The sequence below is a fragment of the Methylorubrum populi genome, assembly GCF_002355515.1.
GTDB lineage: Bacteria > Pseudomonadota > Alphaproteobacteria > Rhizobiales > Beijerinckiaceae > Methylobacterium > Methylobacterium populi_A.
Genome location: NZ_AP014809.1, coordinates 1,327,467 through 1,346,084, shown reverse-complemented (window position 1 = coordinate 1,346,084; position 18,618 = coordinate 1,327,467). Strand labels below are relative to the sequence as shown.

General features: G+C 72.4%; 18 protein-coding genes. All 18 read left to right on the top strand.

Translation table 11 applies throughout. The features are described from left to right. Positions 1–4: 4 nt before the first annotated feature. The 18 genes from MPPM_RS28805 (at position 5) to MPPM_RS06145 (ending at position 18,616) form a co-directional block, all read left to right on the top strand. Positions 5–517, top strand: a complete 513-nt coding sequence (locus MPPM_RS28805) for a hypothetical protein (RefSeq protein WP_244573483.1) — start codon at positions 5–7, stop codon at positions 515–517. Further along, positions 460–759, top strand: coding sequence for a hypothetical protein (locus MPPM_RS06225; RefSeq protein ID WP_244573482.1), 300 nt, complete (start codon positions 460–462; stop codon positions 757–759). The genes MPPM_RS28805 and MPPM_RS06225 overlap by 58 nt, the downstream gene beginning before the upstream one ends. Before the next feature lie 217 nt (positions 760–976). Then, a complete protein-coding gene (locus tag MPPM_RS06220; protein ID WP_096484304.1) occupies positions 977–2,674 on the top strand; it encodes an Hsp70 family protein in 1,698 nt (565 codons plus the stop codon). A gap of 8 nt (positions 2,675–2,682) precedes the next feature. Next, entirely contained in the window at positions 2,683–4,083 is a 1,401-nt protein-coding gene (locus tag MPPM_RS06215; RefSeq protein WP_096484303.1) for a hypothetical protein, read from the top strand. Between the two features lie 135 nt (positions 4,084–4,218). Further along, complete coding sequence (locus tag MPPM_RS06210) at positions 4,219–4,713, top strand: DUF3617 domain-containing protein (RefSeq protein WP_096484302.1); 495 nt, start codon at positions 4,219–4,221, stop codon at positions 4,711–4,713. A gap of 28 nt (positions 4,714–4,741) precedes the next feature. Then, a complete protein-coding gene (locus MPPM_RS06205; protein ID WP_096484301.1) occupies positions 4,742–5,716 on the top strand; it encodes a hypothetical protein in 975 nt (324 codons plus the stop codon). 334 nt (positions 5,717–6,050) lie between these two features. Then, complete coding sequence (locus tag MPPM_RS06200) at positions 6,051–7,163, top strand: NAD-dependent epimerase/dehydratase family protein (protein WP_096484300.1); 1,113 nt, start codon at positions 6,051–6,053, stop codon at positions 7,161–7,163. After that, positions 7,160–8,272 carry an SDR family NAD(P)-dependent oxidoreductase gene (locus tag MPPM_RS06195; protein ID WP_096484299.1) on the top strand — a complete coding sequence of 371 codons (1,113 nt, stop codon included), beginning with the start codon at positions 7,160–7,162 and terminating at the stop codon, positions 8,270–8,272. Before MPPM_RS06200 ends, MPPM_RS06195 begins: the two co-directional genes overlap by 4 nt. Continuing rightward, on the top strand, positions 8,269–9,561 hold the full coding sequence (locus MPPM_RS06190) for a TIGR04295 family B12-binding domain-containing radical SAM protein (protein WP_096484298.1): 1,293 nt from the start codon (positions 8,269–8,271) through the stop codon (positions 9,559–9,561). Before MPPM_RS06195 ends, MPPM_RS06190 begins: the two co-directional genes overlap by 4 nt. Continuing rightward, a complete protein-coding gene (locus MPPM_RS06185) occupies positions 9,552–10,700 on the top strand; it encodes a glycosyltransferase (RefSeq protein WP_096484297.1) in 1,149 nt (382 codons plus the stop codon). Before MPPM_RS06190 ends, MPPM_RS06185 begins: the two co-directional genes overlap by 10 nt. After that, complete coding sequence (locus tag MPPM_RS06180) at positions 10,697–11,818, top strand: CgeB family protein (protein WP_096484296.1); 1,122 nt, start codon at positions 10,697–10,699, stop codon at positions 11,816–11,818. The genes MPPM_RS06185 and MPPM_RS06180 overlap by 4 nt, the downstream gene beginning before the upstream one ends. Beyond that, positions 11,815–12,927 carry a CgeB family protein gene (locus MPPM_RS06175; protein ID WP_096484295.1) on the top strand — a complete coding sequence of 371 codons (1,113 nt, stop codon included), beginning with the start codon at positions 11,815–11,817 and terminating at the stop codon, positions 12,925–12,927. Before MPPM_RS06180 ends, MPPM_RS06175 begins: the two co-directional genes overlap by 4 nt. Further along, the gene (locus MPPM_RS06170) at positions 12,924–14,054 is read left to right on the top strand and encodes a CgeB family protein (protein WP_096484294.1); all 1,131 of its coding nucleotides are present in this window, start codon (positions 12,924–12,926) and stop codon (positions 14,052–14,054) included. Before MPPM_RS06175 ends, MPPM_RS06170 begins: the two co-directional genes overlap by 4 nt. Positions 14,055–14,162: 108 nt before the next feature. Then, entirely contained in the window at positions 14,163–15,233 is a 1,071-nt protein-coding gene (locus tag MPPM_RS06165; protein WP_096487748.1) for a UDP-glucuronic acid decarboxylase family protein, read from the top strand. Beyond that, positions 15,233–16,324, top strand: coding sequence for an inositol-3-phosphate synthase (locus MPPM_RS06160; RefSeq protein WP_096484293.1), 1,092 nt, complete (start codon positions 15,233–15,235; stop codon positions 16,322–16,324). The genes MPPM_RS06165 and MPPM_RS06160 overlap by 1 nt, the downstream gene beginning before the upstream one ends. Continuing rightward, complete coding sequence (locus MPPM_RS06155) at positions 16,321–16,923, top strand: histidine phosphatase family protein (protein ID WP_096484292.1); 603 nt, start codon at positions 16,321–16,323, stop codon at positions 16,921–16,923. The genes MPPM_RS06160 and MPPM_RS06155 overlap by 4 nt, the downstream gene beginning before the upstream one ends. Continuing rightward, positions 16,920–17,684 carry a TIGR04290 family methyltransferase gene (locus MPPM_RS06150; protein WP_096484291.1) on the top strand — a complete coding sequence of 255 codons (765 nt, stop codon included), beginning with the start codon at positions 16,920–16,922 and terminating at the stop codon, positions 17,682–17,684. Before MPPM_RS06155 ends, MPPM_RS06150 begins: the two co-directional genes overlap by 4 nt. Next, positions 17,684–18,616 carry a glycoside hydrolase 5 family protein gene (locus MPPM_RS06145; RefSeq protein WP_096484290.1) on the top strand — a complete coding sequence of 311 codons (933 nt, stop codon included), beginning with the start codon at positions 17,684–17,686 and terminating at the stop codon, positions 18,614–18,616. The genes MPPM_RS06150 and MPPM_RS06145 overlap by 1 nt, the downstream gene beginning before the upstream one ends. Positions 18,617–18,618 lie beyond the last annotated feature (2 nt).

Here is an 18,618-nt window from a genome sequence, read left to right as displayed (position 1 = left end):
CCCGATGACCGCCTACAGCGTCCAGCAGATCAAGTTCGAGTTCATCAGCTACGTGAAGGAATTCGGCGCCGATTTCTCCGCCTGGTCGGTGGGGGTGGCCGAGGACGCGCCCGCCGCCCTGTTTGACGAGCACGGAATCGACGCGGCCCGCGACATCTGGCTGTGGAAGCCCGCCGTCTCCCCCGCCGCCGCGGCGATGGTGCGGGACTGGATCTGCGGCCGCCAGGGGGCCGCGGCTCTGGCGGGGGAGGGGCGTCAGGTCTTCCTGTTCCGGCGCGGACCGGGGGGGGTGAAACGCCGGACGCGGGATAGAAGCACGGCGCCCTCGCCGAACCGGTCTCCCCTCGGTGCGGCGAATCGCCGGCCGGCGCGTTGTCGTCGTCAGCCGACCGTGACCGGAGCGTTCCCATGTTCGTTCGTGCCGCCGTTTTGCCCGTTGCTTCCCTCGCGGCCTCCCTCATGGCCGCCCTGCTGGCCACGGCTCCGGGTGCCCAGGCCGCCCCCTTCGACAATCTGAAGGACGATTTCGCCGCCTGCCTTCGATTCGAGCTGGACGGGGCCAGGGGCCCGCGGCACGGCGCGGCGACGGCCAAGACGGAACGCGCGCTCCAGCGCTGCGCCGGCGAGATGGACCGGCTCGAGCGGGCGGATCCGCGCCGACTGCGGAGCGACCGCGGCCTGAGTCCATCGACCTGGGCGGTGATCGAGAGCGTGTTCGGCCCCGGCAGCCGTGGGCGCCTGTCCGGTCTGCGGTTCTGACCCCGACCGCCGTCCGCGCCGTCGGGCGAGGGCCGATCGGACCGAACGCGGCCGTCATCGGAGCCTTCGCCCGCATCCTCTTCCTCCAGGGCCGGAGGGAGCTCCAGGCCCGCCGCGGCCCTGGCCTTCGCCATCGTCGCGGGCCGTGGCTTATAATCGGGGCGGGGCAGGCCGCGGCGCCGGACCGACGCGAGCCGCCCGAAGCGAAGGGGGCTCCATGGCGATCGTCGGCATCGATCTCGGCACCACGAACTCGGCGGTGGCCGTCTGGTCGCCAGAGGGGCCGCGCCTCATCCCCAACGCCCTGGGCGAGCCGCTGACGCCCTCCGTGGTCGGCCTCGACGCCGACGGGACGGTGCTGGTCGGCCGCGCGGCGCGGGAGCGGCTGGCCACCGAGCCCGAGCGCACCGTCGCCTCGTTCAAGCGCTGGATGGGCTCGGGTCACGTCGCCCGGCTCGGCCGCGGCCAGAGCTTCCGTCCGGAGGAGTTGTCGGCCCTGGTGCTGAAGAGCCTCAAGGCCGACGCCCAGGCGCATCTCGGCACGGAGGTGACCGAGGCGGTGATCTCGGTGCCGGCCTATTTCAACGACATCCAGCGCAAGGCCACCCTCGACGCCGCGCGACTCGCCGGCCTGCCGGTGGAGCGGCTCGTCAACGAGCCGACGGCGGCGGCGCTCGCCTACGGGGTCGCCTCCAAGCAGGAGGGCACCGTCCTCGTGTTCGACCTCGGCGGCGGCACCTTCGACGTCTCGTTGCTCGAACTCTACGAGGGCGTGATGGAGGTGCGCGCCACCGCCGGCGACGTGGCGCTCGGCGGCGACGATTTCTCCGACGTTCTGGCGGGGGTGATCGCCGACGATCTGCGCATCGCCCCCGACAGCCTCTCGCCGGGCGATCGCGCCCGCCTGCTGCGGGTCGCCGAGGCGGTCAAGCGCGGGCTCACCGCCGCGCCGGAGGCGGCCTACGAGATCCGGCTCGGCGAGGCGGTGCGGCGCGGCCAGCTCGACCGCGCCCGACTGGAGGCCGCCGCCGCCCCGCTCCTGCATCGCCTGCGCGCGCCGCTGGAGCGGGCTCTGTCGGATTCCGGCAAACGGCTCGCCGATCTCGACGGTGTGATCCTCGTCGGCGGCGCGACCCGGATGCCGGTGATCCGCAGCCTCGTCGCCCGGCTGTTCGGACGGCTGCCCCTGGTCCATGTCGATCCCGACACCGCGGTGGCGCAGGGGGCAGCGGTGCAGGCCGGGCTCAAGGCGCGTCACGCCGCCCTGGAGGAGGTGGTGATGACCGATGTCTGCCCCTTCACCCTCGGTATCGCCATCACCGAGAACGCCCGCACCGCCGGGGCGACGCAGGTGATGCTGCCGATCATCGAGCGCAACGCCGCCGTGCCGGTGAGCCGGGCCCACCGCATCACCACGGTCCACGACGGCCAGGACCATATCGAGGTGAAGGTGTTCCAGGGCGAGAGCCTGCGCCCCGACGACAACATCCCGCTCGGCCAGGTTCCGGTGACGCTGCCGAAGGCGCCGGCCGGCACCGAGACCGCCGAGGTGCGCTTCACCTACGACATCAACGGTGCCCTCGAGGTCGAGGTCGCGGTGGTCTCCACCGGCCTGCGCCGCCGGCAGGTCTTCCGCAACGGCGCCAACCTCGACGAGGCGGAGATCGAGGCGCGCTTCGCCGCGCTTGCCGCGATCAAGCTCGCGCCGCGGGAGCAGGCGGAGAACCGGGCGCTGCTGGCCCGCGCCGACGCGCTCTACGCGGAGCTTCGCGGCGAGCTGCGCCAGCACGTCGCCGGCCGCGTCGCCCGCTTCGAGCGGGAGATCGCCGAGGCGTCGGGCAGCGAGCCCGAGGCGCTGCGGGCGGCCTTCGCGGCCGACCTCGACGCCCTCGAAGACCACCGCTTCCGGTTCTGAGCGCTCTCATGACGGACAGCGCCTGGGGCCTGCTCGGGCTCGAACCGACGCGGGACGCGTCGGCGATCCGCCGCGCCTATGCCCGCCGCCTCAAGCTCACCCGGCCGGATGAGGACGCCGAGGGCTTCCAGGCTTTGCTCGCCGCCCGCGAGCGCGCGCTGGCGGAGGCGCGGCGGCTCCCGGCCGAGACGTCGCCGGAGGACGAGGAAGCGCCCGGCGGCGGCGAGGAGCCGGCGGACGAGCCGGCCGGCGCGGCGCGGGGGATCGACGACCGCGTGCAGGTGAGTGAGGAAGCCGGACCGACGGCCCCGGCCGCCGAGAGCCCCCCGCCGGAACGCCCCCTGGTGCGCGATCTCGATGTGCCGGCCCCGCCGGCCGCGCGAGAGGCGCCGATCCTCCTCGTGCGGGACCTCGCCTCTCCGCCCGCTGCCCCGGATCCCGTATCCTCGCCGGACGTGCCGGTTCCCCTGGTGATCGATATCGCGCCGCTCGAAGCCGGGCCGGCGGAGTGGCAGGAGGCGCGCGCGCTGGAGGCGGATCTGCCACCCTTCCTCCGCGACGGCGCGGACAGCCTGGACGCGTGGCTGGCGCGGGCGCGGCGGCTGCCCGCCGGGCCGCGCGCCCTGGCGGAGACGGCGCTGCTGCGGGCGCTGTTCGGCCTCTGGCGCAGTCCGGATGGGCGGATCACGGCCAAGCGCATCGCCGCCACCCGCCCGGCGATCCTGCGGGCCGCCCCGGTCTTCGGCTGGCCGCGCGAGGATGCGGTTCTCGCCGCCTGCTTCGATGCGCAGGACGCGGCCATCGCCACCCAGATCCTGCGCGACGTGATCCCGCCCGAGCCCGGCGATCCGGCGGTGGTGGCGGTGCCGGTCTTTCCCCGCGGGCGCCTGCCGCTCCAGGCGAGCGATGCCCGCGCCTTCCTCGAATCCGCGCCGCACGCCCTCAAGGCCTACGAGGCGATGCGGCGGCGAATGCCGCCACCCCGCCGCCTCTGCCCCTACGCGCTGCTGGCGCCGCATGTCTGGGCGGTGGCGCATCGCCGCTGGGGCGTGGCCCTCGCGGCGCTGGCGGGGCTGTGGCTCTCCTTCCTCCTGTCGAACGTCGCCATAGATGAGAGCGGCGGCCGGGCGATCGCCCTCGGCGTCCTCGCGCTCCTCGTCTGGGCGGGCACCGCCGCCGTGACGGCGGTCCGGGCGGACCGGATCCAGATCGCGGCGGCCGCCCGCGCCGCGCGCCGTGCCGGACGCAAGGGCGTGTTCGCGCCCGCCGAGCGGGGGGCGCGCCTGCGCAAGGCCGGGGCGCGCATGGGCGGCTGGGGCTGGCTGGCGCTGCTATGGGGCGGCTCGATCGCCTTCATCGGCCCCTATTTCGGGCTGGCGGCCATGATCACCACCCTCCTCGGCGGGTAGGGCGGTCCCTGTCGCGTCAGGGCATCTTCAGGCCTCGGCTCGACCCGGCCGTGACGGCTTGACTCGGCCGCCGCAGCGGGGACCCTGCCGCCCGGCCGGATTCCGGCCCGCCCGAACCGGAAGAGGCTTGCAGACATGCGGTGGACGCCCGCGATCCGATTCCTTGCCGTGAGCGCGCCGCTTCTCCTCGGCAGTCCGGTCCGGGCGCAGGCGCCGTCGGCTGAGGCCGCCCCGCTTCTGACGCCGCGGCCGGTCTTCGTGCCGGGCCTCTACGAGACCGAGAGCCGCAACAGCCGGTTCCAGGGCCAGGGCGCGAAGGGCGAGGCCTGCCTTGCCTCGGCCGATTACGAGGCGTTCCGTCGCGAGACGATGGCGCAGTACCAGTCGAACCCGCGCTTTCTCGACGCCTGCCGCCTGAGCGAGACCCGCGACCTGCCCGACGGCTTCGTCTTCGCCATGGATTGCAAGGAGTCGAAGGTCGTCCTGACCTATCACTTCGCCAAGGACAACGTGACGGGCACCATCCAAACCCTCATCACCCGGCACCCCGAACTCTCCTCCGAGATCCTGACCCTGATGCGCCGCCTCGGCGATTGCCCCGGCCGGGAGAAGCCGGGCCGGGGCACCTGATTCGGGCGGAACGGGAGCGAGACGCGGCATGACCGGCCCGCCCTACGGCATCGCGGATGCGGAGCGCGACCTGCGCGCCGATCTCGGGCATGCCCCGGCGGGGGCGGTCGCGGGGGCCTGGAGCGCCACCACGATGCAGGCGGGGTATTCGGACATCTCGGGCGGCTACACCGATGCGGCGGGGCATTACCTGGACGCCGAGCCCCGAAACGCCTTCGCCGCCATCGAGGCGGCGGTGGGCCGCCTCGTCGAAGCGGGCGGCTCCCCCTTCAACCGGGTCGAGATCCGCTGGACGGCCGACCGCTTCCCTCTCTCTCTCCTCGGGCGGCCCGGCCGCGTCCGGGTGGAGACGTCGTTCGATCCCGGCATCGTCCCGCGCGGCCCCGAGGATCCGGCCTACGAGGCGGCCGCCGCGGCCCGCCACCGGTTCTGGGAGGCGCGCGACCGCCGCGTCTGCGGCTACGCCGCGCAGGATCATCACGCCAACATCCACGGGCAGACGAAGTGGTTCGGCCCCCATCGCCGGATCCTGCTGCTGCGCCCAGCCGATAAGGCGGTCGAGGGCGTGGTGCTCGCCACCGACGGTCTGTCCACGCCCTGGGCCGGCATCCCCGACCCGGAGAACGGCGTCGCCTGCGAGGTGGCCCTGCGGTTGCCGCAGGGAGAGGTGGCGGAGACCGAGCGGGTGCGGCTCTGGGCCAACATCCTGATCAGCCTCGGCGACCGCGTCTCGGACGGATATCGCGTGGCGAGGGACGTGGGGAAACACGGCGCGATCCTGTTCAGCCGCCTCCCGGCCGAGTGTGCGCCGTTCGAGTACGTGATTCTCGCCGGGGCGGCGGACGGCGCGGCGATCCCGGATCTGCCGTTCGGCTCCGTCCCGCTCCTCGAAGCCGTCCCGGTCACCGCGGCCGAGATGGCCGGGGGCGATCCGGACGAGGCCTGGGAGGCGAGCACGGCCCGCGCGGCCCTCGCCCGGCGGGACCGGTCGGCGCCGCTCTGAGGCCGCCCGACGCCGTGACCGATTTCGCGCCTCGGCCCGTGTCGCCCGCCGTGATCACGCGGCCAGCGAAGCGGTCGAGCGGCGGCTATCCGATCCGCCCTGTGCCGATGCGCCCGACCGCCGTGGCAAGGCCCGCGGATGAGCATGCAAAAATGCGCGGATTAAAATTCAGGAACAAAGATCCTTGGCCCGGGATATCTCGACAAAAGAACCAGATTTGGGGGACTCGATGCAAATTTCTGTGATCACATCATAGGTTGCTACAGAGATTATTTGTCTCAATCGAATTGATATTTGTTGTTTTGCAGCGATCGATGGAGTTGCGCGTCTGCTCATGAAAGATCTTGCCCTCATCACGGGGGGTGCCGGCTTTATCGGCCGTCATCTCACGAACGCGTTGCTGGCCCGCGGATACCGGGTTCGGGTTCTCGACAGCCTGATCGAACAGGTGCACGGCGACGGAGCCGCTCCACGGGGGCTCGATCCCGCGGTGGAGTTCGTTGAGGGTGATGTTCGGGATGGCGGGGCCGTGGCGCGGGCGCTCGCCGGGGCGACCCACGTGGTCCACCTCGCGGCGGAGGTCGGCGTCGGCCAGAGCATGTACGCGGTCGAGCGCTACGTCTCGGTCAATGATTGCGGCACCGCGACCTTGTTCCAGGCGCTGATCGAGGCGCCGGTCAAGCGCGTCGTCGTCGCCTCCTCCATGAGCATCTACGGCGAGGGCCTCTACCGCGCGGGCGACGGCACCACCGTCGAGGACGCGGTGCGCAAACCCCGCAAGCCCGGCGAGCCCTGGGACCCGCTCGGTCCGGACGGGCAGCCGCTGCGGCCGGTGCCGACGCCGGAGTCGAAGCGCCCGGCCCTGGCCTCGGTCTACGCGCTGACGAAGTACATGCAGGAGCGCCTGACCCTGACGCTCGCCCCGGCCTACGGCATGGAGGGCGTGGCCCTGCGGCTGTGGAACGCCTACGGGCCCGGCCAGGCGCTCTCGAACCCCTATACCGGCGTGCTGGCGATCTTCGCCGCCCGCCTCCTCAACGGCCAGCCGCCGATGATCTTCGAGGACGGCGAGCAGAGGCGCGACTTCGTCCATGTCGAGGACGTGGCCCAGGCCTTCGTGCTGGCGCTCGAACACCCCGCCGCCGTGGGGCAGGTCTACAATGTCGGTTCGGGCCAGGACCGCACGGTGAACGAGGTGGCCCGGCTGCTGGCCCGCGCCATGGGCCGCGAGGACATCGAACCCCAGACCACGGGGCAGGCACGCCTGGGCGACATCCGCCACTGCATCGCCGATATCGGCAAGATCACCCGCGAACTCGGCTACGCGCCCAAGCGCGACTTCGAGGAGGGCCTGGCCGAACTCGCCGCCTGGGTCGCCGAGCAGCAGGCGGTGGACCGCGTCGCCGAGGCGCGGCGCGAACTCGAAGCCCGGGGACTCGTCGCGTGAGCGCCGCCGGCCCAGGCCCGGCCCCCGACAGCCGCCCGATCCTCGTCACCGGCGGCGCCGGCTTCGTCGGCGCCAACCTCGCCGACCGGCTCGCGGCGGACGGGCACACCGTCATCCTCTACGACGCGCTGGCGCGCGCGGGCGTCGAGCGCAACCTCGCCTGGCTCAGCGAGCGGCATGGGCCGCGGATCGTGCCGGTGATCGCCGACATCCGCGACCGCGACGAACTCGCCCGCGCCGTGCGGGAGGCGGGCGCCGTGTTCCACTTCGCCGCCCAGGTCGCGGTGACGACGAGCCTCACCGCGCCGCGGGAGGACATGGAGGTCAATCTCGGCGGCACGCTCAACCTGCTGGAGGCGCTCCGCGCGCGGGGCGAGGCGGTGCCGCTGCTCTTCGCCTCGACCAACAAGGTCTATGGCGGCCTGCCCGACGTGTCGCTCACCCTCGCGGGCGAGGCCTACCTGCCGGAGGATCCGTCCTTGCGCGAGCGCGGCATCGGTGAGGATCGCCCCCTCGACTTCCACACCCCCTACGGCTGCTCCAAGGGCGCGGCCGACGCCTACGTGCTCGACTACGGCCGCACCTACGGCCTGCCCACCGTCGTGATGCGGATGAGCTGCATCTACGGTCCCCGGCAGATGGGCAACGAGGATCAGGGCTGGGTCGCCCATTTCCTGATCCGGGCGCTCAGGGGCGAACCGATCACCCTCTACGGCGACGGGCGGCAGGTGCGCGACATCCTCCACGTCGCCGATTGCGTCGCCGCCTACCGCGCGGCGCTGGCGCGAATCGACAGGGTCGCCGGCCGGGCGTTCAACCTCGGCGGCGGGCCGGCCAACGCCGTGTCCCTGCGCGGGCTGATCGCCCATGCCGGGCAGTTGCTCGGCCGGGACATCACCATCGAGACCGGCCCGTGGCGGCCGGGCGATCAGCGCTACTACGTCTCCGATCCGAGCCGTGCCATCGAGGCGCTCGGCCTCGACCGGCCGCTGCCGTGGCGCGAGGGCGTGGCGGAGCTCGCCGGATGGCTCGCGGAAGGGGCCGAAGGGGCCGGAGAAGCGCGCGCCGCCGAGCCGGCGCCCCGGCGCCAGCCGGAGGTCGCTCTATGAGGGTCGCGCTGGTCAATCCTGCCTGGGATTTCCGCAACAGCATCTACTTCGGCTGCCGCGAACCGCACCTGCCGCTCGAACTCGGCTACAGCGCCGCCCTGCTCCGGGCCGCCGGCCACCAGACGCTGATCGTCGATGCCCATCTCGAAGGGCTGACGACGCAGGAGGCCGCCGACCGCGTCGCCGCCTTCGCGCCGGGCATGACGGTCGTCACCACCGCGCCGACCTACCTGTTCTGGCGCTGCGCCCCGCCGGAGCTGCGCGTTCCCCGCCTCTTCCTCGACGCCCTCGGAGCCCGCGGCGGGCGCACCGTCGCCGTCGGTCCGCACGGCTCGGCGACGCCGCGCCCGACCCTGGAAAAACTCGGCTGCGACTTCATCGTGCGCGGCGAGTGCGAGGAGATCGTCGCCCGCCTCGCCGATGCGGAGGATCCGCGCACGCTGCCCGCGCTCGCCTACCGCGAGGGGGAGGCGACGATCGTCACCGGCCCGCCCCATGCCGGCCGCTTCACCGACCTGCCGGCCCTGCGCTGGCCGGACGCCTGGATCGCCCGCCATCACCATCATCACCACCGCTTCGACACCGCCCCCGTCGGGCCCGGCGCCGAGGTCGAGGCCTCGCGCGGCTGCCCCTATACCTGCAGCTTCTGCGCGAAGATCGATTTCCGCGATGCCTATCGCCGCCGCGACCTCGGACATGTGCTCGACGAGATCGACGGCCTGATCGCGCAGGGAGCGACCTACCTCTACTTCGTCGACGAGATCTTCCTGCCGCAGAAGCCGCTGCTCGAGGCGTTGGTGGCGCGGCGCGTCCAGTTCGGCGTCCAGACCCGGATCGACCTGTGGAAGCCCGACATGCTCGACCTGCTGGGCGCGGCGGGCTGCGTCTCGATCGAGGCCGGGGTCGAGAGCCTGACCGAGGAGGGCCGCGCCGCCCTCGACAAGCGCTGCCGCGCCTCCACCGACGACCTCGCCGAGCGCCTGATCTACGCTCGCCGCTCGGTGCCCTTCGTCCAGGCGAACCTGATCGCGGTGGCCGGCGACGATCCCGATCTCGTCGCGAGCTGGCGCGACCGCCTGCGCGGCCAGGGCGTCTGGGCCAACGATCCGGTCCCGCTCTATCCCTATCCGAGTTCGCCCGATTACCGCCGGCTCTGGGGCGAACCCGACGACGGCGCCTGGGAGCGGGCGCACGCGCATTACCTCGCGCAGTTCGAGCGCTTCAGCGACATCCAGGAGGAACGCCCCCTGCCGCTGGCCGAATTGGAGGCGGGCTGCGGATGCCGGTGAGACATGCCCCGGCCCATATCCTGATGACCGCCGACGCGCTGGGCGGGGTCTGGCAGTACAGCCTCGAACTCGCCGCCGGCCTGCGGCAGCGCGGGCTGAGCGTGACGGTCGCGCTGATGGGGCCGGCGCCGTCCGCCGCGGCTCTGGCCGAGGCCGAGGCCGCCAGTGACGCCCGCATCCTGCCGACCGGCCTGCCCCTCGACTGGACCGCCGAGCGGCCCGACGCGGTGATGGGGGCCGCCGCCGCGCTCGCCCGCCTCGCCCGCGAGACCGGCGCCGATCTCGTCCATCTCCACGCCCCGGCCCTGGCGCTGGCCGCCTTCGATGTGCCGGTGGTGGCGGTGTGCCATTCCTGCGTCGCGACGTGGTGGGCGGCCGTCGGTGACGGCCCGCTGCCGGACGATCTGGCGTGGCGCGCGCGCTTGGCGGCGGAAGGCTGCCGCGCCGCCGACCGCCTGCTCGCCCCGACCCGCGCCTTCGCCGAGGCGACGCGGGCGGCCTACGGCCTCAGCCGCGCGCCGGAGGTGGTGCGCAACGGGCGCCGGTCTGCCGAGGCGCGGCCCGAGGCGGAGCCGGCCGCCCAACCAGCCGCCCACGCCTTCACCGCCGGCCGGCTCTGGGACCGCGCCAAGAACGCCGCCGCCCTCGACCGGCTGGCCGCGCGCCTCGACGCGCCGCTGCTGGCCGCTGGCCCGACCGAGGGGCCGAACGGCGAGCGCTTCGCCGGCAAACATCTGCGTCTGCTCGGCCGCCTCGACGCGGCGCGGATGGAGTGCGAACTCGGGCAGCGCCCGGTCTTCGTCTCGCTCGCCCGCTACGAGCCGTTCGGGCTCGCGGTGCTGGAGGCGGCGGGCGCCGGCTGCGCCCTGATCCTCTCCGACATCCCGAGTTTTTCGGAGCTCTGGGAAGGCGCCGCCCTGTTCGTCGCGCCCGACGACGATGCCGCGGCGGCCGAGGCGGTCGAAAACCTTCTCGCCGATCCCGACCGGCGGGCGTCCCTCGCCGAGGCCGCCCGGGCGCGGGCCGCCCGCTACGGCACCGACGCCATGGCCGACGGCGTGCTCGCCGTGTTCCGCGATCTGCTGGGAGCGGCCCAAAGCCGAGCGCTCGCCAAGCCTCTCTCAGGGGCCGCGGCATGAGGATCGTCTACTTCACCCACTCTCTGGCCTCGTGCTGGAACCACGGCAACGCCCATTTCCTGCGCGGCGTCCTGCGTGAACTCATCGCCGAGGGCCACGCCGTCGAGGCCTACGAGCCCGAGGGCGCCTGGAGCCTCGACAACCTCCTGCGCGACCGCGGACCGGCCGGGCTCGACGCCTATCGCGCGGCCTATCCCGAACTGTCTTCGCAGACCTATGCGCGGGCGGAGGAGGCGGTCGAGCGGGCGCACGGCGCCGACCTCGTCATCGCCCACGAGTGGAACGCGCCCGACCTGATCGCCGGCCTCGGCCGTGCCCGCAAAGCCGGGCGGCTCGGCACGCTGCTGTTCCACGACACCCATCACCGCGCGGTCAGTGCGCCCGAGGAGATGGCCGCCTTCGACCTCTCCGGCTACGACGGGATCCTCGCCTTCGGCGAGGCCCTGGCGCGGGTCTACCGGGCGCAAGGCTGGGACGGCCGGACCTTCATCTGGCACGAGGCCGCCGACACGCGGCTGTTCCACCCACCGGCGGAGGAGGGGGCGCGCGCCGGCCTCGTCTGGATCGGCAATTGGGGCGACGGCGAGCGCACCCGCGAGCTCGAAACCTTCCTGTTCCGCCCGGCCGAGGCCGCGGGTCTGGCTCTCGACATCTACGGCGTGCGCTATCCCGAGGACGCGCGGGCGACGCTGACGCGTTACGGCGCACGCTATCACGGTTGGGCGCCGAACGCCGTCGCGCCCGCGCTGTTCGCCCGGGCGCTCGCCACGGTTCACGTGCCGCGCCGCTTCTACGTCGAGGCGCTGCCCGGCATCCCGACGATCCGCGTGTTCGAGGCTTTGGCCTGCGGCATTCCGCTGGCCACCGCCCCCTGGAAGGATGCGGAGGGGCTGTTCACGCCGGGCGCGGACTACCTCGTCGCCCGGAACGGCGCGGAGATGGAAGGCCACCTGCGGGCGCTGGCCCATGACCCGGACCTGCGCCGGGCGCTCGCGGCCCAGGGCCTCGCGACGATCCGCGCCCGCCACACCTGCCGGCACCGCGCCGCCGAACTTCTGGCCATCGCGGCCTCTCTCGCCGCACCCGCCGCAGCCCCCCCGATCTGGAGGCGCGCATGAAACGAATCGCGTTCTACGGCTCCTCGCTGCTCTCCTCGTACTGGAACGGCGCGGCCACCTATTACCGCGGCCTGCTGCGCGACCTCGCCGGGCGCGGCTACCACGTCACCTTCTACGAGCCCGACGCCTTCGACCGGCAGAGCCACCGCGACATCGACCCGCCGGACTGGGCGCAGGTGCGGGTCTATCCAGCGACGGACGAGGCGATGCGCGCCGTCGTGGCCGAGGCGGCGCAGGCCGACATCGTGGTCAAGGCGAGCGGCGTTGGCGTGTTCGACGACGAATTGCTCGAGGGCGTCACCGCCGCCGCGCGCCCCGAGGCGATCCGCATCTTCTGGGACGTCGATGCCCCGGCCACGCTCGCCGAGATGCGCGGCAATCCGGACCATGCCCTGCACCGGGCGATGCCCGATCTCGACCTGGTCCTCACCTATGGCGGCGGCCCGCCGGTGGTCTCGGCCTATGAGGGGTTCGGCGCGCGGGCCTGCATCCCGGTCTACAACGCCCTCGATCCGCAGACGCATCACCCGGTCCCGCCGGACCCGCGCTTTGCCGCCGACCTCGCCTTCCTCGGCAACCGCCTTCCGGACCGCGAGGAGCGGGTCCAGAAATTCTTCCTCGTCGCGGCGGCGCGGCTGCCGGAGCGGCAATTCCTCCTCGGCGGCAGCGGCTGGGAGAGCCGCGGGCTGCCGGTGAACGTGCGCCATCTCGGCCATGTCTCGACCCGCGACCACAACGCCTTCAACGTCTCGCCGCTCGCCGTCCTCAACATCGCCCGCGAGAGCATGGCAGCGGTGGGCTACTCGCCGGCCACCCGGGTGTTCGAGGCGGCGGGCGCGGGCGGCTGCCTCATCACCGATGCCTGGGTCGGGCTCGACGGGTTCCTCAAGGAGGGCGAGGAGGTGCTCGTCGCCCGCGACGGGCGCGACGTCGCCGAGCACGTCGCGGCGCTGACCCCCGAGCGCGCCCGCGCCATCGGCGAGGCCGCCCGCCGCCGGATTCTCGCCGAGCACACCTATGCCCGGCGCGGCGCGCAGGTCGACGCGATTTTTCGCGATGAGGCGGCGCGCAAGCGCGAGCGCCGGCTCACCGAACGGAGCGTCGCATGACCGGCACGCCGCTCCGCCTCGCGGTGCTGGGCCTCAGCCTGTCCTCGTCCTGGGGCAACGGCCACGCCACCACCTACCGCGCCCTGCTCAAGGCGTTTGCCGCAAGCGGCCACGACGTGACGTTTCTGGAGCGCGACGTGCCCTGGTACGCCGCCCACCGCGACCTGCCCGATCCGGATTTCTGTCGGCTCGTCCTCTATTCGGACCTTGCCGAACTGCAGGCGCACCGCACGGTCATCGAGGCGGCGGATGCCGTCATCGTCGGTTCCTATGTGCCGGACGGCGTCGCGGTGGGAAACCGCGCGCTCGCCTGGGCGCGGGGCGTGCGCGCCTTCTACGACATCGACACGCCGGTGACCCTGGCGGCGCTGGAGGCCGGCGCCTGCGCCTATCTCGGCCGGGCGCAGATCCGCGACTACGATCTCTACCTCTCCTTCACCGGCGGCCCGACGCTCGATCGGCTCGAGCGCGCCTACGGTTCGCCGGCCGCCCGCGCCCTCTACTGCTCCGTCGACCCGCTGGCCTATCCGGTCCTCGACCGGGCGCCGGCCTACGATCTCAGCTATCTCGGCACCTACAGCCCCGACCGGCAGCCGACCCTGGAGCGCCTGCTGATCGAGCCGGCCCGGCGCGCGCCGGAGCTGCGCTTCGCGGTGGCCGGGCCGCAATATCCGGCCGGGATCGACTGGCCGGAGAACGTCACCCGCATCGACCACCTGCCGCCGGACGCCCATCCCGAATTCTACGCGTCGAGCCGCTACACCCTGAACGTTACCCGCGCCGACATGATCGCCGCCGGCTGGAGCCCCAGCGTGCGCCTGTTCGAGGCGGCGAGCACCGGCACGCCGCTGATCAGCGACCGCTGGGACGGGCTCGACGCGATCCTGGCGCCGGACCGGGAAATCCTCTGCCCCGACGGTCCCGAGGCGGTCCTCGCCATCCTGCGCGAAAATCCGGAGACGGAGCGGCGCCGGATCGGCGCGGCGGCTCGCGAAACCGTGCTCGCCCGCCACTCGGCCGCCCATCGTGCCGAGGAACTCGAATCCTATCTGCGCGAGGCCGCCGCGCGGCGCTCCGGTGCCGCAGCGCCTGACCGAGCGCCCGAACGCGATCTCGAAGTGCTCTAAGTTTCTGTTTTCACATCGTCTTCTTCCGAGGGCCGAAGGCCATCCTTCGGGGCGATGATCCAGGCCGAAGGAGTTGAGTCCATGGGGGGACGCGCATTGGGCAACCAGATGGAAGAAAGAGGGGCCGATCAGGACGGCCGGCACGTGCTCGTGGCCGGAGGCGCGGGCTTCATCGGCTCGCACCTCGTCGATGCGCTGCTGGCGCGGGGCGCCCGCGTCGTCGCCCTCGACAGCTTCCTGACCGGGCGCCGCGACAACCTCGCCCATCTCGCCCGCGAGCCGCGCTTGGAACTCGTCGAGGCGGACGTGACCGGGCCGCTGCCGGTGCTGCCGCGCTTCGACCGCATCTTCAATCTCGCCTGCGCCGCCTCGCCGCCGCACTACCAAGCGGACCCGATGCACACGATGATGACGAGCGTCGTCGGCACCAACCGCCTGCTGGAGCGGGCGAAGGACGACGGGGCGCGCTTCCTGCAGGCCTCCACCAGCGAGGTCTACGGCGATCCGGAGGTGCATCCGCAGACCGAATCCTACTGGGGCAACGTCAATCCCACGGGGCCGCGCGCCTGCTACGACGAGGGCAAGCGCTCGGCCGAGACCCTGGTCTTCGATTTCGAGCGGGTGCACCGGCTCGACGTGCGGGTGGCGCGCATCTTCAACACCTACGGTCCCCGGATGCGGGCCGATGACGGGCGCGTGGTTTCCAACGTCGTCTGCCAGGCGCTCGCGGGCGAGCCGATCACCGTCTACGGCAACGGCGAGCAGACCCGCTCGTTCTGCTACGCCGCCGACCTCGTCGAGGGGCTGATGCGGCTGATGGACCGCGAGACCTCGCCCGGCGGCCCGGTCAATCTCGGCAATCCGCGCGAGATGACGGTGGCGGAGCTGGTCGACCTCGTCACCCGGATGACCGGCACCCGCTCGTCGGTGGTGCGCCGCCCGCTCCCCGTGGACGACCCGCAGCGCCGCCGCCCCGACATCACCCGCGCCGAAACGCTTCTCGGCTGGGCGCCGCAGGTGCCGCTGGAACAGGGGCTGGAGGCCACCATCGCGTGGTTCGCCAGGGAGATCCGCCCGCCCGAGCCGGCGGCGGTACCGGGCCTCGGGCGCTTCGTCGGAAGCCGCCCGTTTCAGCCGGCCGAGCCGGCGGTCGGCGATCTCGCCCGAGGGCCGACGTGATGGCAGCCCCCTGTGCCGAACCGATCCGCGTCGGCATCGTCGGCGTCGGCAACTGCGCCTCCGCCTTCGTGCAGGGCCTGCAGCATTACCGCGACGCCTCCGCGGACGAGGCGGTGCCGGGTCTGATCTCGCCCGAACTCGGCGGCTACCGGATCGGCGACATCGAACTCGCCTGCGCCTTCGACGTGTCGGCGGAGAAGGTCGGGCTGGACGTGGCGCGGGCGATCCTCGCGCACCCAAACAACACCCACCTCTTCGCCGCCGTGCCGCCGAGCGGCGTCACCGTGCAGCGCGGCCCGACCTTCGACGGCATCGGCCGCTACCTGCAGGGGATCATCACGGAATCGCCCGAGCCCGTCGCCGACGTGGTCGAGGCGCTGAAGCGCAGCCGCACACAGGTGCTCGTGAACTACCTGCCGGTCGGCTCGCAGCGAGCGACCGAGTTCTACGCGCGCTGCGCCCTCGATGCCGGCTGCGCCTTCGTCAACTGCATCCCGGTCTTCATCGCCTCCGACGCCGCGTGGCGGGCCCGGTTCGAGGAACGCGGCCTGCCCATCGTCGGCGACGACATCAAGAGCCAGGTCGGCGCCACCATCGTCCACCGGGTGCTGGCCAATCTGCTGCGCGAGCGCGGGGTCAAGCTGGAGCGGACCTACCAGCTCAATTTCGGCGGCAATGCCGACTTCCTCAACATGCTGGAGCGCGAGCGGCTCGAATCGAAGAAGCTGTCGAAGACCCGCGCCGTGACGAGCCAGCTCGATGCGCCGCTCGCGCCCGGCAACATCCATGTCGGCCCGAGCGACCACGTGCCCTGGCTCGAAGACCGCAAATGGGCGCATATCCGCCTCGAAGGGACCGGCTTCGGCGGCGTGCCGCTCAACATGGAGCTGAAGCTCGAAGTCTGGGATTCGCCGAACTCGGCCGGCATCGTCGTCGATGCCGTGCGCTGCGCCCGCATCGCCCTCGACCGGGGGCTCGGCGGGGCGCTCGACGGGCCGTCGGCCTGGTTCATGAAGTCGCCGCCGGTGCAGTACACCGACGCCGAGGCGCATGCGCGGACCCTGCTCTTCGCCGCCGGCGAGCCCGCATGAGACGCCTCCTGTTCCTGCGCCACGGCAGCCACGACCGGCTCGGGCGGATCCTGTGCGGGCGCATGTCCGGCGTGTCCCTCAGCGAGGCCGGCCGCGCCGAGGCGCGGACCGTCGCCGCGGCCCTCGCCCGGCGTTTTGCGGGCGAAACCGTGCGCCTCCTGTCAAGCCCGCAGTCGCGCACGCGTGAGACCGCCGCGCCCCTGGCCGAGGCCCTCGGCGTCGGCGCCGAGGTGGCGGACGAACTCGACGAGATCGCCTTTGGCGATTGGACCGGCAAACCCTTCGCCGACCTCGACGGCGACCCCGCCTGGACCGCCTGGAACACGTCCCGCGGCTCCGCCCGCCCACCGGGCGGCGAGAGCATGGCCGCGGTGCAGGCGCGGGTCGGCGGCCTGCTCGATCGGCTCGCGGCGGAGGAGGGGCCTCCCGTGATTCTCGTGAGCCACGGCGACCCGATCCGCGCCGCGCTTCTCGGCGTGCTCGGGCTGCCGCTCGACGCCTACGACCGCATCGTCGTCGCCCCGGCCTCCTGCAACGAACTCGAACTCTGGCCCGGCGGCGGACGGGTCGTGTCCATCAACGAGCGGTTGGCGGGATGAATCAGGCCGATCTGCGCCGGCAGGCGGAGGCCCTCGGGCCGTGGTTCCACAACATCGATCTCGGGGAGGGGGTCTGGACTGCGCCGAACCATTTCCTCGGCGATTATCCGGGCTTCAAGTTCCAGCGCTTCGCCCACGCCCTGCCCGCCGACCTCACCGGGAAGTCGGTGCTCGATATCGGCTGCAATGCCGGCTTCTACAGCGTCGAGATGAAGCGGCGCGGCGCGGCGCGCGTGCTCGGTCTCGATTCCGACGAGCACTACCTCGCGCAGGGCCGCTTCGTCGCCGAGCGGCTGGGCTACGACATCGAGTTCCGCAACCTCTCGGTCTACGACGTCGGCCGTCTCGGTGAGCGCTTCGACGTGGTGATCTTCATGGGGGTGTTCTACCACCTGCGCCACCCGCTGCTCGCCCTCGACCTGATCCACGAGCACGTGGCCGACGACCTTCTCGTGTTCCAGTCGATGCTGCGCGGTTCGCCCCAGGTCGAGCCGGTGGCCGAGGATTACGACTTCTTCGACATGGATGCCTTCGAGCGGCCGGGCTATCCGCGGATGCATTTCGTCGAGCACGCCTACGCCCACGATTGCACCAACTGGTGGATCCCCAACCGCGCCGGGATCGAGGCGATGCTGCGCGCGAGCGGCTTTGCGATTCAAGATCGGCCGGAGGCGGAGGTCTATCTCTGCCGGCGGGTCGAGGCCCCCTACGGGGCGGAAGCCGCCTATCCGGCGCGGGCCGACGGGCAACGGGAGACGTGATGCTTGAAGCGGTGATGCTCTGGAACGAGCCCAACAACAAGTCGCACTGGGATCCCGAGATCGACCCGGACTGGTTCCTATTCGGCGAGATGGTGAAGGACGCCTCCCGCGCGATCCGGGCCGAGGCGCCGGACCTGCCGCAGGTGCTCGGCGGCATCTCGCCGATCGATCCGCACTTCATGCGGCGGATGCAGGGGCAAGGGGTGCTCGACGGGCTCGACGCGGTGGCGGTGCACGGCTTCCCTCTCGACTGGAATCTCTGGCAGATCCACGAATGGCCGCAGAAGGTCGCCGAGATCCGCGCGGTGACGCATCTGCCGGTCTGGGTCTCGGAGGTCGGGGTGTCGAGCTTCGGCGCCGAGGAGGTCCAGGCCTGGGGCTGCCGCCGCACCGCGGAGCTGCTGAAGGGCCAGGCGCCCCGCATCCACTGGTACAGCCTCTACGACCTGCCGCTCGAATGGGGCGCCACCACCCGCCACAAGGAGGCGGAAGGCTCCTCCTACTACCGCCACTTCCATATGGGGCTCCTGCGCCAGGACGGCACGCCGAAGCTGGCGCTCGAAGAATTCGCCCGCTGCACTCCCGATTTCGGCCTGTGCCAGTGGTTCCACTTCGAGGATCACCGCCTCGACGAGGCGGTCGCCTGGATGAAGCGCCTCGGCGTCACCCATCTGCGCACCGGTCTCTCCTGGGCCGACAGCTTCCGCCCCAACGCCCTCGACTGGTTCGACCGCCAGATGGAGGCGCTGGCCGACTTCCAGGTGACGGCGACCTTCTGCTTCACCCCCGAGCACCGCGGCATCGCTCCGCATCACACCTCCGCGCCGCTGGTGCGCGAGGAGTTCTCGGAGTTCTGCGCCGCGATGGTGCGCCGCTACGCCGAGCCTGCACCGGTCCGCGCCGAGGCGGTGCCGGAGATGCCGCTGCCGTAGCG

Excerpts from the sequence above, each read along its gene's own strand:
- MPPM_RS28805 (WP_244573483.1), top strand. The coding sequence starts at position 5 with ATGACCGCCTACAGCGTCCAGCAGATCAAGTTCGAGTTCATCAGCTAC.
- MPPM_RS06225 (WP_244573482.1), top strand. The coding sequence starts at position 460 with ATGGCCGCCCTGCTGGCCACGGCTCCGGGTGCCCAGGCCGCCCCCTTC.
- MPPM_RS06220 (WP_096484304.1), top strand. The coding sequence starts at position 977 with ATGGCGATCGTCGGCATCGATCTCGGCACCACGAACTCGGCGGTGGCC.
- MPPM_RS06215 (WP_096484303.1), top strand. The coding sequence starts at position 2,683 with ATGACGGACAGCGCCTGGGGCCTGCTCGGGCTCGAACCGACGCGGGAC.
- MPPM_RS06210 (WP_096484302.1), top strand. The coding sequence starts at position 4,219 with ATGCGGTGGACGCCCGCGATCCGATTCCTTGCCGTGAGCGCGCCGCTT.
- MPPM_RS06205 (WP_096484301.1), top strand. The coding sequence starts at position 4,742 with ATGACCGGCCCGCCCTACGGCATCGCGGATGCGGAGCGCGACCTGCGC.
- MPPM_RS06200 (WP_096484300.1), top strand. The coding sequence starts at position 6,051 with ATGAAAGATCTTGCCCTCATCACGGGGGGTGCCGGCTTTATCGGCCGT.
- MPPM_RS06190 (WP_096484298.1), top strand. The coding sequence starts at position 8,269 with ATGAGGGTCGCGCTGGTCAATCCTGCCTGGGATTTCCGCAACAGCATC.
- MPPM_RS06185 (WP_096484297.1), top strand. The coding sequence starts at position 9,552 with ATGCCGGTGAGACATGCCCCGGCCCATATCCTGATGACCGCCGACGCG.
- MPPM_RS06180 (WP_096484296.1), top strand. The coding sequence starts at position 10,697 with ATGAGGATCGTCTACTTCACCCACTCTCTGGCCTCGTGCTGGAACCAC.
- MPPM_RS06175 (WP_096484295.1), top strand. The coding sequence starts at position 11,815 with ATGAAACGAATCGCGTTCTACGGCTCCTCGCTGCTCTCCTCGTACTGG.
- MPPM_RS06170 (WP_096484294.1), top strand. The coding sequence starts at position 12,924 with ATGACCGGCACGCCGCTCCGCCTCGCGGTGCTGGGCCTCAGCCTGTCC.
- MPPM_RS06165 (WP_096487748.1), top strand. The coding sequence starts at position 14,163 with ATGGAAGAAAGAGGGGCCGATCAGGACGGCCGGCACGTGCTCGTGGCC.
- MPPM_RS06160 (WP_096484293.1), top strand. The coding sequence starts at position 15,233 with ATGGCAGCCCCCTGTGCCGAACCGATCCGCGTCGGCATCGTCGGCGTC.
- MPPM_RS06155 (WP_096484292.1), top strand. The coding sequence starts at position 16,321 with ATGAGACGCCTCCTGTTCCTGCGCCACGGCAGCCACGACCGGCTCGGG.
- MPPM_RS06150 (WP_096484291.1), top strand. The coding sequence starts at position 16,920 with ATGAATCAGGCCGATCTGCGCCGGCAGGCGGAGGCCCTCGGGCCGTGG.
- MPPM_RS06145 (WP_096484290.1), top strand. The coding sequence starts at position 17,684 with ATGCTTGAAGCGGTGATGCTCTGGAACGAGCCCAACAACAAGTCGCAC.